Raw genomic sequence first — 13,197 nt, forward strand, 5'->3', positions numbered from 1 at the left:
TGCGATGCGGACCTGATGCAGGCACCTTACCTAGCGCGCAGTCGGTGGTTGGCGGCCCATGTGCTCCCGCACGAACCGGCTATGCGCGCCTGGATCCGCCGCACGACGCAGATCTCCGATACCGATATCGACGACATCGTGCAGGAGACCTACGCCATCCTCGCCAAGCTGGAGAGCGTCGAGGCGATCCGCGATCCCAAGACCTACGCCTTCCAGGTCGCCCGGTCTGTCTTTCTGCAGGGCCTGCGGCGCAGCAAGATCGTCCCCATCGGTTCCATCGCCGACCTCGCCGCGCTCGGGGACGCCGACGACGCGCCCAGCCCGGAGCAGCACACTCACGGCAAGCGGGAACTGGAGCGTGTCGAGGCTGCGATCCAGGACATGCCCACGCAGGTCCGCAAGGTCTTCTGGCTTCGCCGAGTGGATGGCCTTTCCCAGCGCGAGACCGCAAAGCAGCTTGGCCTTGCGGAACACACCGTCGAAAAGTACAGCGCCAGGGGGCTGAAATTCCTGCTGGCGCAATTTGGCCGTGGCGGAAATGCCGCCGCCAAGTCATCTAAGACACAGGACGCCGCTCAGGACCCCGTGGTTGTAGACCCCAAACCTTCGAATGCCCGAACGCGAACACGCCAATGATATAGAAGACGCCGCCACGATCTGGGCGGCCAAGGCTGAACGCGGACTGACGGCGGAGGATCGGGAAATCCTCGATCGGTGGCTTGAAGGCGACAGCAGACGGCTCGGCGCCTTCGTTCGCGCCCAAGCGGCCTGGATCCACGCCGAACGCGCCGTCGCGCTCGGAAAGATGCCCGAGCCGGAGGACGCCCCTCCTCCCAAGCCCTTCGCCGAGTCTGCCGCCGTCCCTCATCATTCGCCGCGCCGCCGAGCGCCGGACCGACGCATGGTCGTGGGCGGCGGCGTCGCCCTCGCTGCGGCCTTCGCCGGCGCCTACGTGGTCGGCTCGGGTCGGCATCGCACTCTCGAAAGCGGTGTCGGCGAAATCCGCCGCCTCGCGCTCAAGGGCGGAACCATCCTGACGCTCGACACCGATACGCGGGTCGATCTCGCCGCGTCGTCGGAGGATAGGCGGCTCGAACTGGTTCGCGGCAAGCTGTTCGTCGATGTGGCCCGATGGCAGGATCGCCCTTTCGTCGTGCGGGCCGGCGATCTCGTCCTGGAGACCGTGGATGGCGCGTTCGGCCTGCAGAACCTGGGAAAAGCGCCGATCACGGCGCTCGTCACCCAGGGCAAGCTGATCGCTTCACAATCCCGAGGCATGTTCGGGGCAAGACGAACCGTCACGGTCGAAAAGGATCATGCCCTCACGCTCGCCTCGGATGAGCTCCTGGCCGCCAGCGGCGTGCGGCCCGTGGCGGTCGCCCAGCAGGCTCAGCTCCTGGCCTGGCGCGAGGGGATGCTGTCGTTTGGCGGCGAGCGGCTCGAGGACGCGGTCCGCGCCTTCGATCGCTATGGCCCGGTGCGGATCGTCGTGGCCGATCCCGGGCTTGCCCGCCAGAGGATCACCGGCCTCTTCAAGGCCGACGATCCTAGGGGCTTCGCCACAGCCATCGCCGCCAGCTTCGGCGGCAGCGTCGAGAGCCAGGGCGAGACCCTTCGGATCACCGCAAAAAAATCCGGTTCGGCGTAGCCGGAAAGTCGCGGCCTCGCGCATCTACCCAACAAGGGTCGTTCCACGCGCGGGTGCGTGTCGTTCGTCAGGAGGCCAGACGTGTTTCCCGCGCGGGTGACAGTCGCGATCATCGCGTCGATGCTGGCGGTCGCGCCGGCGGTCGCCCACGCGCAGCAGAAGATCCGCTTCAACCTCGCCGAACAGCCCGCCGTGACCGGAATTCCCGAGTTCGCGCGTCAGGCCGGACTCCAGATCGTGTCGCCCGCCGGTCTCGCCGGCCTGAAGACACGCGCGGTAAGGGGTGACCTTACCGTCGAAGAGGGCCTTCGCCGGCTGCTCGGTGGCGCCGACCTCTACGTCGCGGCGCGTAGGGGCGACGTCATCAGCCTCGCGGCCCGACCGCGCGTGGCGATGCGGCCCCCAAGCCCCTCGCCCGCGCGCCGGTCGATCGAAGCGCCGCCGCCCGGGCCTCAGCCGGACACGGTCTCCGACGTCGTCGTCACCGGCACGGTGTCGCCCGAGCGGCGGCTCGACGCGGGCCTGGCGATCACCACCGCGTCGCTAGACCGGATCCACGAACTGGCGCCCAACAACACCGCCGATCTCCTGAAGCTGGCCCCCGGCATCTGGGCCGAGACCACGGGTGGCGCCACTGGGGCCAATGTGTTCGTCCGCGGGTTCCCGACCACGGGCGACGCCCCTTTCCTTACCGTACAGCTGGACGGCGCGCCGATCTTCCCGCCCACCGAGCTGGCCTTCAGCGAAAACACCACGCTGTTCCGCATCGACGACATGATCGAGCGGGTCGAGATCCTGCGCGGCGGCGCCAGTACGATCCTGTCGAACGGCCAACCCGGAGCGGTCATCAACTTCATCCAGCGCATCGGCACGCCTGAGCCGCACGCCGGGCTGCGACTGACGACGACCGACTATGGCACGAGGCGCGCCGACGCCTGGCTCAGCGGACCGGTGGCGCGCGACACGGTCTTCGCCGTCGGCGGATTCTACCGGATCTCCGAGGGTATTCGGGACACCCAGTTCCCGGCCGATCGCGGCGGCCAGATCACCGCCAACCTGACCCGCCGCTTCGACGGCGGCTCCGTCACCGGCTATGTCCGCTACACACGCGACCGTAACGCCTTCTACACCGGCGCGCCGCTGATCGCGGACGGCGACGGCGGCTTCAGCGCCCTGCCCGGCTTTGATCCGCTGCGCGACACGCTCGTCGGCTCGGATACCCGACGCCTGGCGATCGAGACCGGGCCGGGCGCGTATCGGCCGGTCGACCTGGACAATGGGCGCGGTCTTGATCTTCTCATCGCCGGCGCCAGCCTGGAATGGTCTCCGGGCGGCGACATAGAGGTGACCAACCGGTTCAACGTCACGCGCGGCGACGCCAATACGATTGGGCTGTTCACCGGCCCCGTCCCAACCACCCTGGGCCAGTACATCGCTGACACGGTGGCGCGAGCCAATGCCGATCCTCGCGTGATCCTGGCGGCGGGACGCGCGTCATCGGGCCAAGCGTCGCTGGCCGCCACCGGCGCTCCGCTCGCGCCCGACCGCTATGTCCTCACCGCCGGGCTCTGGTCGGTAACGAAGACGATCGCCTCGGTCACCGACGAGCTGCGGGTGTCGCGCGCGATCGGCGCGGATCACAGACTGACGGCGGGCCTCTATGTCTCGGACTATCGGTCAGACGATGTCCGCCAGTTCGGCAACAACCTGCTGCTGCTGGCCGAACCCAACGCCCGGCGGATCGATCTCGTGCTCGACAACGGCGTCCGGGCCAGTCGCGACGGCTTCGTCAGCGCCACCACCAGCCAGGTCGTCGGCTACAGCCACGGCAGCAACATCGCGCTGCTCCTCAACGACCGATGGACTGTCTCGGAGCGGACCAGCCTCAACGCCGGCGTCCGGATCGAGCATCAGTCGCTGCGCGGCGCCGTGCGCGAGGTCCAGGCCAACACCGATTTCGACGGCGACCCGCGCACGCTCTACGACAACAACGGCGCCCTGCTGCTCGGCTCCTCGACGGCGCTGAAAGACGAGTCCGGGAAGGCGTCCTGGACCGTCGGGCTGGTCCACAAGGCCCTCCCCGATCGACTGACGCTGCACGCGCGCTTCAACCACGGCTCCAACCTGCAGAGCTTCGAGAAGCTGCGGATCGGCGGTCGACGCGGCCAGTCGGCGGACGTGCTCGAGGCGGGCGCTGACGTCGCCGCGGGATCCGTGCGCGCCTCGGTGAATGTCTTCGTCAACCGGTTCTCGGGCCTGCAGTTCACGCGACTGCTGGCGCAGCCGGACGGAACGGTCGGGTCGATCATCCTGCTGGGCGGCGCGCGCGCGGCGGGCCTCGAACTCGACGCCGACATCGCGCCGGCCCCGCGCTGGAAGGTCGAGCTGCGAGGGACCTGGCAGGACGGCCGCTATCGGGGCTTCGGCGACAACAGCGGCAACCGCGTCGTGCGCCAGCCCAACCTGCAGTTCGCCGTGTCGCCGGCGTACGCCACGCGCATCGGCCACGCCGACGTCAAGCTGCGCGCCACCTACACCTTTGTCGGCCAACGCTATTCGGACGTCGAGAACCTGCAGAAGCTTCCGCGCTATTCGACGATCGACGCAGGTGTGCACGTGCAGCTGGACAATGGCGTTTATGGCGATCTGGTCGCCCAGAACCTGTTCAACGCCTTTGGCCTGACCGAAGGCAACACCCGCGTGCTGGGCGCGGTTCTGTCGTCAGGCCCGATCATCGCCAGGCCGCTGTTTGGCCGGAACCTGAGCCTGTCCCTGGGCTATCGTTTCTGATCGCCGCCCGCCGCGACGCGCGGTCCCCGATAAAAAACTTCCGGTCCCTAGCCGGATTTCGCGAGCGCTCCGCATCTAGTTTTCGGAAGCGGGCCAACCGCCGCGCTTCCGCCAACCCGTGGTTCGCGCAGCACGAATAAATCCAGAGGCGCGATCCACCCGACTTTTCCGGGGGGAGCCCAATGAACCTGACCCTACGCATCGCCCTGCTTGCGTCCGCCGCCGCGATCGCCTGTCCAGCCGCCGCCCAAACCCAGTCCGACACCACCGCCGCCACGGTCGACGAGATCGTCGTCGTCGGATCGGCAAACCCGAATGGCCAGAAGACGCTCGAGGCTGGCTACGCGGTCACCTCGCTCAGCAGCGACGCGATCAGGGCCGCCGCGCCGATCAGCGCCGCCGACGTGCTGAAACAGGTGCCTGGCATCTGGGCCGAAACCACCGGCGGCGTCTCGGGCCCGAACATCGCCGTGCGCGGCTTCCCGACCGGCGGCGACGCCAAGTTCGTGACCATGCAGATCGACTCGCTGCCGATCTATCCGGTCCCCAGCCTGTCGTTCCTCGACAACTCCACCCAGTTCCGCCTCGACGAGACGGTCAAGCGTGTGGAAGCCACGATCGGCGGCCAGGCCGTGCTGTTCGGCAACGGTCAGCCCGGCGCGACGGTCAACTGGGTGCAGAAGACCGGCAAGAGCGATCCGGGCGGCCTCGCCCAGTTCACCTACGGGACCGGCAAGCTCATGCGCGCGGACGGCTACTATGGCGCGGACCTCGGTAATGGCTGGTACGGCAGCCTCGGCGGCTTCTACCGGACGTCCAAGGGCGTACGGAACACCCAGTTCCCGGCCGACCAGGGCTACCAGGTGGTCGCCACTCTGACGCGCGAGTTCGAGAACGGCTCGGCCACGCTCTACGGGCGCCAGACCTACGACCGCAACGCCTTCTTCACGCCGATCCCGCTGCTGCGTTCGGGCGAGGGCAATGACGCCAAGCTTCACCCGTTTCCGGGGTTTGATCCGACGCGCGACACCTTCCTGGGCAACGCCACGCGTATCGTGACGTTCGACGTCGCCTCGAACGGGACCAACACGCCGCTCTCAAAAACGGTGGATCTTGCCCGCGGGCGGGGTGTCGACATCCACCTGGTCGGGTTCGATTTCGACCGGAAGTTCGGCGACTTCGCCTTCTCCAACAAGATGGCCTACTCGGCCGGCACGACGCCGACGATCGCGCAGTTCACCGGCGCCACGCCCGTGACGCTGGGCTCGTTCATCGCCACCCAGGCGGCGACGGCCAACGCCAACGCCGCCGCGCTGGCGGCGGCCGGACGCCCCGCCACAACCGGCTCGGCGACCCTGATCGGGACCGGCGCCGCCCTCACCGACATGACCCAGAACGTGATCGGCGTCGGCGTCTTCTACGTCGTCAAGAAGATCAAATCGTTCCAGGACGAGGCGCGCCTGTCGCGCGAGATCTTCAGCGGCAACACCCTGACCGGCGGCGTCTATTTCGCCGACTACAGCTCGGACGACACCTGGCTGACCGGCCACAACCAGCTGATGACGGTTCAGAACCACGCCCAGCCGATCAACCTGGTGCTGGACAACGGCGTGAAGATCACCAACGGCAGCGGCGTCTACACGCCGACCGCCCTGGCGCTGCACAACGTCTACAGCGGCCGCAACACGGCGGTGTTCCTGAACGACCACTGGGAAGTCACCGAGCGCCTGCGGTTCGACGCCGGCTTCCGCTACGAGTGGGAGGAGATCGACGCCAGCTTCCAGAATTCGGCCAAGCAGAACATCTCCACCGACCCGCTGGCGCTGTACGACGTCCAGGCCTCAGTGCTGCTGCCCGGTTCGCGGCCGGTCCACTACAGCGGCTCGAAGGGCGCGTTCAACGTCAACGCCAACTACGAGATCACGCCGGGGATTAACGCCTTCATCGGCTACAACAAGGGCTACGCCCTGCCCGTCTTCGACGACCTGCGCAACAACGTCACCGCCGTCACGAAGGTCGATCAGTTGCAGGGGGGCATCAAGACCCGCGGGTCCTGGTACGCCGTCAACCTGACCGGCTTCTACAACACCTTCCGCGGCCAGCCGAGCTCGCAGATCCTCGCCGACGGCACGGTGGTCCGGTACCTGACCAGCTCGGACACCTACGGCCTGGAGTTCGATGGCGTCATCCGGCCGTTCCAGAACTTCTCGCTGACGGTGTCGGGCGACTACCAGCACGGCAAGTACGTGGCCGGCGGTCCGGGCATCACCGGCAACCAGGTGCTGCGCAACCCCGACTTCCAGGCCCGGGTGACGCCCAGCTACACCTTCGACACCTCGGCCGGCGGACTGACACTCTACGCCACCGGGACCTATGTCACCCAGCGCTTCGCCGACCTGCAGAACCTGCAGCCGCTGCCCAAGTACGCGACGCTGGATCTCGGGGCCTCGCTGGCTCTGGCGAACGGCATGGAGCTGGCGGTCACCGGCACCAACGTCACCAACAAGCTGGCGATCACCGAGGGCAACACCCGCGTGGTCGGCAGCGGCGTCGGGGCCGGCGGCGTCTTCCTGGGCCGCCCGCTGTTTGGGCCCAACTACCAGGTCAGCCTGCGCATGAAGTTCTAAGCCTCTCGGCCGGCCCGGGCTTCAGCTCGGGCCGGCGCCTTTCCAGGGATTCCCCATCATGAAGACGTTCCGCGCCGCGCTTGCGGCGCTCGCCGTGGTCTTCGCGCCAGCGACGGCCGCCCAGGCCGCCCCGGACACTTTACCGGCCTGGTCGCAGGGCTATCTGTATATCCACCACATCAGCACCGGACGCGGCAACGCGACCTATTTCGTCCTGCCCGACGGGACGACGATGCTGATTGACGCCGGCGAGGCCGATCCGGAGTTTGCGAAGATGGTGGCGCCGCTGAAGGCGTTCCCGCCGCTTCCCGACGGCGAGCATTCGGCCGGCTGGTGGATCGCCGACTACATCCGCCAGTTCGCGCCCGCCGGCCGCCCGGTGAAACTCGACTACGCCCTGATCACCCATTTCCACACCGACCACATGGGCACGGTCACGCCGGACAAGCCGATGTCGCGAACCCGCGCCTATCGTCTCGCCGGCATCACCGAGGTGGCCGACCTCATCCCGGTCACCACGCTCGTCGACCGGGCCGCGCCGTCTTACGACTATCCGGTCGACCTGAAGACATGCGCGAGCCCCGGCGGCCTGCCCGGTTCAAACGGCCTGTCCCTGGCCAACTATCTCGCCTTCGCCGACTATCGGATGAAGCATGGCCAGGCCGTGGTGGGCCTGAGACCCGGCGCGCTGGATCAGATCAGACTGGCCAAGGCCGAGGCCTACCCCACCTTCCACATCCGCAACATCGCCTCCAGCGGCGTGATCTGGACCGGCGCGCGCGACGAGACCCAGGACTACATCCCCAAGGGCGCGGTCAAGGATTGCGGCTTCGACGAGAACCCGTTCAGCAACGTGCTGACGGTCGCCTATGGCCGGTTCAAATACTATTCGGGCGGCGATATCCCGGGCGTGCCCAACTACACCCAGCCCTGGTGGCGCGACATCGAGACCCCTGTGTCGGCGGTGGTCGGCCCCGTCGACGTCATGCTGCTCGACCACCACGGCAACCGCGACACCATCAACGAGAACATCCTGCGTAATCTCGCGCCGCGCGTCATGGTGCAGGAAAACTGGCTCTCGCCGCAGCCGGGCGAGGAGGTGGTCACCCGCATGGCGTCCAAGGGTCTCTATCCGGGTCCGCGCGACGTCTTCTCCACCGGCATGGCGCCAGAGACGCGGGCGGCGATCGGGCCGATCATGGACAGCCTCTACAAGAGCTATAACGGCCACGTCGTCATCCGCGTCGCGCCCGGTGGCGAGCAGTACGAAGTCTATGTCCTGAACGACACCGATGCTCGTCGCGAGACGGTGAAGCGGTTTGGCCCCTACCTGTCGAAGTAGCCCCTGGCCGCACCCGCAAAAGCTAAACTCTGGCCGGTCCTCCCCTTATGGCCGGCCGAACGGGCGATCGGTTCGATGGCCCTGACTGGCGAGCAGCCGGCCCGACTGGCTGCTCGCCGCTTTTTGCCGCCTGCCGCCGTCGCCGGCCGACCTCTTTCCGGGCCTCTTCCACGGTGCAGATGCGTCGGCTGTTTCCGGACGGGAAGACCTTCGGTCCCCAAGCGCGCAAGAGAGATACAGCCCCGAAAACTGCGATTGACAGTCATTCTCACTTAAACGTAATTGCGACGCATTATTAGATTCTGGGGCGGTGATGCGTTTTCAACTTTCGATGATCGGAGCCGTCAGCGCTCTGGCCTTGACCATGGGCATGGCCCACGCGGCGGAAACCCCAACAGCGCCCGCGGTCGATCAATCGACCAACGCCGTCGAAGCCGTGATCGTCACCGGCGAGAAGTCGTCGCGTGGCCTGCAGGAGACGACGACCAGCGTCGCGGTGACCACGGCCCGCACGATCGAGCGCGAGCATCTGAAAACCCTCTACGATGTGGTCAATCGCACCGCCAACATGAGCGACACCTACGGCAAGAGCGGCTTCACCATCCGAGGGGTGTCCAACACCAACGTCTCGGGCGGCGGCTCCAGCGGCCTGGCGACGATCTACCTGGACGGCGCGGCCCTGCCCGACGCCGCGGCCTATAGCGGCCCGCTGGAGATGTGGGACATCGGCCAGATCGAAGTGTTCCGCGGTCCTCAATCGACGCTTCAGGGCCGCAACGCCCTGGCCGGCGCGGTGGTGATCCGCTCGACCGATCCGACCTTCACCTGGGGCTTCAAGGCCCGCGCCGAAGCCGCCAGTGGCGACGAGCGCTCGATCGCCTTCGCCGGGGGCGGCCCGATCATCGCCGACCAGCTGGCCTTCCGCCTGGCGGTCGAGGACAAGTCCACCGACGGCTTCATCTACAACCCGACCCGTCACGTCGACGCCGAGGCCGCCGACATCTTCAACGTCCGCGGCAAGCTGCTGCTGACCCCGACCGCCCTGCCCGGCCTCAAGGCGCTGGCGACCTACAGCCATTTCAAGCGCGACGCCGGCTACCTCTATACCTATTCGCGCACCGATACGCCGGACCACTACGACCACCGCGTCGACACCTCCGGAGATCCGCAGACCTCCAATTCCAAGGGCGACATCTTCACGCTCGACGCCAGCTACAAGTTGACCGACCAGCTGACGGCGACCGGCGTCGTGTCCTGGAACAAGCTGCACTCGATCGGCAAGTACGACGCCGACTACTCGCCGGCCCGTATCAGCTACGGGACGCGCGACGATACAACCAAGACCGCCTCGCAGGAGCTGCGGCTGAACTACGCCCACACCCGCTTCAAGGGCCTGTTGGGTTTCTATCACGCCAAACGAGACAGCGACCTAAGCTCCGTCAGCCTGACCAACGTCCAGTTCCCAACCTCGACCCTCACGGCGGTCATGACGCAAACCCTGGTGGGCATGGGCTATTCCCAGCCCGTCGCGGCGGCGACAGCGGCGGACTTCTCGGCCCGCTATGCCGGCGCTTTGCCAGTCATTCCGGTCAATTACAGCTCGGCGAACCCCGAGGCCATCGAAACGAGCGCCTTGTTCTTCGACGGCAGCTTCGCCCTGAACGACAAGCTGACCCTGCTGGGCGGCCTGCGCTACGATCACGAAGAAAACACCAGCAGCAGCACGGCGACGGCGATCCTGGCCTCGGCCCTGCCCTCGGCAGCGACCTTCCCCGCGCCCTACCAACCTTTCGTGCCGACCGTGAACGCTTTCGTCACCGGCATGGTCGCGCAGGCCGGCGCCTCAGCCCCGGAATCGACCCGCAAGTTCAATGCCTGGCTACCCAAGATCGGCGTGAAGTACGCCTGGACCGACGACATCTCCACCAGCCTGACCGCCCAACGCGGCTATCGCTCAGGCGGCCAGATGGTCAACATCGCGCGCTCGACGGTCGCGCCCTATGACCAGGAGTATACCTGGAACTACGAAGCCTCGCTACGCACCGCCTGGCTGGACAACACCCTGACGGTCAACGCCAACGCCTATTACACCGACTGGAAGGACCAGCAGGTCATCGTCTATCTGGGCCTGAACGCCTATGACTATCAGGTGGTCAACGCCGGCAAGTCGCACCTTTACGGCTTTGAGCTGGAGGTGTCGCAGCAGGTGACGCCTCGGTTCAACTGGTACGCTTCGGCCGGTCACACGCGCACCCAGTTCGACGAGTTCAAGGTCAATGTCGGCGCGACCTCGACCGACCTGACGGGCGCGGAGTTCCCCTACGCCCAGCACTGGACCCTGGCCGCTGGCGCCGACTATCGCTGGGACAACGGTTTCGTGGCCAACCTCAACGCCAACTACCGCACCAAGGCCTATTCCCAGGCCGACGTGAACCAGGCCACCGACGACCCGGTCAAGGCGCGGGCCCTGGTCAACGGGCGGTTCGGCTATGAGCAGGAGCACTGGGGGATCTACGTGTTCGGCAAGAACCTGCTGGACAAGAAGTACGCCCAGTATTCCCGTTCCGACCAGAACATCGCCCTGCTCGGCGATCCTCGGGTGATCGGCGTCTCGCTCGAGACCCGCTGGTGACCGGTTCGCTGGCCCCCGACGCCTTAATCGGCCTGGCCCTGACGCCCCTCGCTCTGGTCGCGGCCCTGATGCTGCGCCAAGCCTGGAGACGCAACAGCCTAGGCCGCCCTTGGCTGATCTCCGGCGCCTGGGCGCTGCTGGGGACAATCCTGGCAGCCAGTGGTTTCCTGCTGGGCGGCGCACGGGGGCCGGCCATCGTTCTGGCGCTCGGCTCGACCGTGGCCCTGGCGCTGGTCGCGACCGGCGTCGAGTTTCGCAACGCCAAGAAGAAGGCTCCGCGCGAGCTGGCTCTCGAGCCGTCCGAGCGCCGACGCATCGCCTGGCGCGGCTGGCTGCGGGGCTTCCTGGCCGGTCCGCTGGCCGGGATCGCCGCCCTGGGCTGCGGCCTGGCCATCGCCATCTGCGCGCCCGGCGCGATGCAGAGCCGCATGGTGATCGGCGGACTGATGGTGCCGTTCCTATGGGCCGGCGGCATGGCCTGGACACTATCCGACGACAAGATCCTTCGCGCCACCGCCGTGCTGACCGGCGTTTCGGTCGTCACCCTGGGCGCGGCCTTCCTGAAGGGGGCGCTGTAATGGACGCGAAAACGACGCCTTCCGCCAAGCCGCGCGCGATCGGCAAGTCGATCTGGCCCAAGGTCCCCGCCGAGTTCGTGCGGGCCATGCTGGCCGGCCATTCAGCCCTGGGCCTTGCCTTCGCGGCCCTGATCTACCTGGTCTGCTTTTCCGGCTCGATCGCCGTCTTCACCCAGGAATATACCCGTTGGGAACAGCCGGCGGGGCCGGTGCTGCAGCACACCACGCCCCAGGCGGTGGACAGAGCCTTCCGCCAAACCCTGGCGATCAATCCTGACGCCCATGACCTGTTGATCCAGCTGCCCCAGCCCGTCCGCCCGCGCCTGACCGTCCATCTCGACGACGCCAAGAAGGCGGAGCGCACCTTCGTCGCCGACGCCGCCGGCGCGATCGTCGGCGAGCTGAAGACGCCCTGGACCGAATTCCAGGCCGAGCTCCACACCGTGCTGCACCTGCCGCGTGCTTGGGGCGGCTTCGTCGTAGGGCTCACCGGCGTGGCCCTGCTGTCGTCTCTGATCTCGGGCGTCCTGTCGCATCCACGCGTCTTCAAGGACGCCTTCGCCTTTCGTTGGGGAGGATCCAAACGCCTGCAGGAAGCCGACCTTCACAATCGCATCAGCATCTGGGGCCTGCCCTTCCACCTGGTGGTGTCGCTGACCGGCGCGTTCCTGGGCCTGACGGTGATCATTGTCGGCGTGCTGGCCCTGGCCACGTTCAAGGGTGACACCGCCAAGGCCTACGCCCTGTTCAGCGGCCCGACGGTGGCCGACGATCCACGCCCCGCGCCGGTATTAGACTTGGCCAAGCCGCTGAAGACCCTGGGCGCCGCTCGTCCCGATGCGCGCCCGGCCTACCTCTATGTCGAACACCCCGGCGAGCGCGGCCAGCACGTGATGGTCAACGCCGTCACCCCTGGCCGTTTGTCGCGCGGCGAGACGTTTGTGCTCGATGGTGATGGCAAGCTGCTCGGCCAGGTCGGCTACGAGAGCGGCGCCCTGGGCCTCAAGGTGCTGTCGTCGATGACGCCCCTGCACTTCGGTTGGTTCGGCGGCTGGCCGGTTAAGGTCGCCTATCTGCTGCTGGGACTGGGCCTGACCTCCGTGACGTCCAGCGGCGTCGCCATCTGGCTGGCCCGCCGCCGCGACAAGGGTCGCCCCGCGCCGCGCTGGGAGCGCGTGTGGACCGCATTCGTCTGGAGCCAGCCTTTCGCCTACGCCGCCTCGGCCGTCGCCGCCCTGATCCTACCCGCCCCACCGGTGACCGTCTGGATCGTCGCCACCCTGGCGGCCAGCGGGACGGCGATCGTCTGGTCGCCCGCGGCCATCTCGATCCGCCTGCGCCTGGCGACGGCGGCCCTATTGCTGCTGACAGCCGGCGTTCATGCCGCGCTAAACGGCGCGCGAATGGCCGATCCAGTCGGCTGGATCACCGACGCCTGCGTAGTGCTGGCCGCTCTCCTCCTGGCCGGTAGTGTCTGGAAGGCGCGCCAGCCGGTGAGAGGCGAGCTGGCGCCATAGGCCGCCCAGCCGGTCCTCCCGCCACACTGCTGCCACTCCCCGTCAGCAGGCCCTCTAGCCGTG

8 protein-coding genes are annotated in these 13,197 nt (G+C 67.4%); all 8 read left to right on the forward strand.

Annotated elements, in window-relative coordinates; genetic code table 11:
• The first annotated feature begins 15 nt into the window (after window positions 1–15).
• The 8 genes from AC1RJ9_RS11595 to AC1RJ9_RS11630 all read left to right on the forward strand — a co-directional run bounded on the left by AC1RJ9_RS11595 (window position 16) and on the right by AC1RJ9_RS11630 (window position 13,134).
• Window positions 16–636, forward strand: coding sequence for an RNA polymerase sigma factor (locus AC1RJ9_RS11595; protein ID WP_492837232.1), 621 nt, complete (start codon window positions 16–18; stop codon window positions 634–636).
• The gene (locus tag AC1RJ9_RS11600; RefSeq protein WP_492837039.1) at window positions 611–1,648 is read left to right on the forward strand and encodes a FecR family protein; all 1,038 of its coding nucleotides are present in this window, start codon (window positions 611–613) and stop codon (window positions 1,646–1,648) included. Before AC1RJ9_RS11595 ends, AC1RJ9_RS11600 begins: the two co-directional genes overlap by 26 nt.
• Before the next feature lie 81 nt (window positions 1,649–1,729).
• Window positions 1,730–4,438 carry a TonB-dependent receptor gene (locus AC1RJ9_RS11605; protein ID WP_492837040.1) on the forward strand — a complete coding sequence of 903 codons (2,709 nt, stop codon included), beginning with the start codon at window positions 1,730–1,732 and terminating at the stop codon, window positions 4,436–4,438.
• 182 nt (window positions 4,439–4,620) lie between these two features.
• Complete coding sequence (locus tag AC1RJ9_RS11610; RefSeq protein WP_492837041.1) at window positions 4,621–7,065, forward strand: TonB-dependent receptor; 2,445 nt, start codon at window positions 4,621–4,623, stop codon at window positions 7,063–7,065.
• A 58-nt stretch (window positions 7,066–7,123) separates the two neighbouring features.
• Window positions 7,124–8,407, forward strand: coding sequence for a ComEC/Rec2 family competence protein (locus AC1RJ9_RS11615; RefSeq protein ID WP_492837042.1), 1,284 nt, complete (start codon window positions 7,124–7,126; stop codon window positions 8,405–8,407).
• 313 nt (window positions 8,408–8,720) lie between these two features.
• Entirely contained in the window at window positions 8,721–11,039 is a 2,319-nt protein-coding gene (locus AC1RJ9_RS11620) for a TonB-dependent receptor (protein ID WP_492837043.1), read from the forward strand.
• Entirely contained in the window at window positions 11,036–11,617 is a 582-nt protein-coding gene (locus tag AC1RJ9_RS11625) for a hypothetical protein (protein ID WP_492837044.1), read from the forward strand. The genes AC1RJ9_RS11620 and AC1RJ9_RS11625 overlap by 4 nt, the downstream gene beginning before the upstream one ends.
• Window positions 11,617–13,134 carry a PepSY-associated TM helix domain-containing protein gene (locus AC1RJ9_RS11630; RefSeq protein WP_492837045.1) on the forward strand — a complete coding sequence of 506 codons (1,518 nt, stop codon included), beginning with the start codon at window positions 11,617–11,619 and terminating at the stop codon, window positions 13,132–13,134. Before AC1RJ9_RS11625 ends, AC1RJ9_RS11630 begins: the two co-directional genes overlap by 1 nt.
• Window positions 13,135–13,197: the final 63 nt, after the last annotated feature.

The sequence above is a fragment of the Caulobacter sp. GW822-FHT07D08 genome (genome assembly GCF_058798735.1).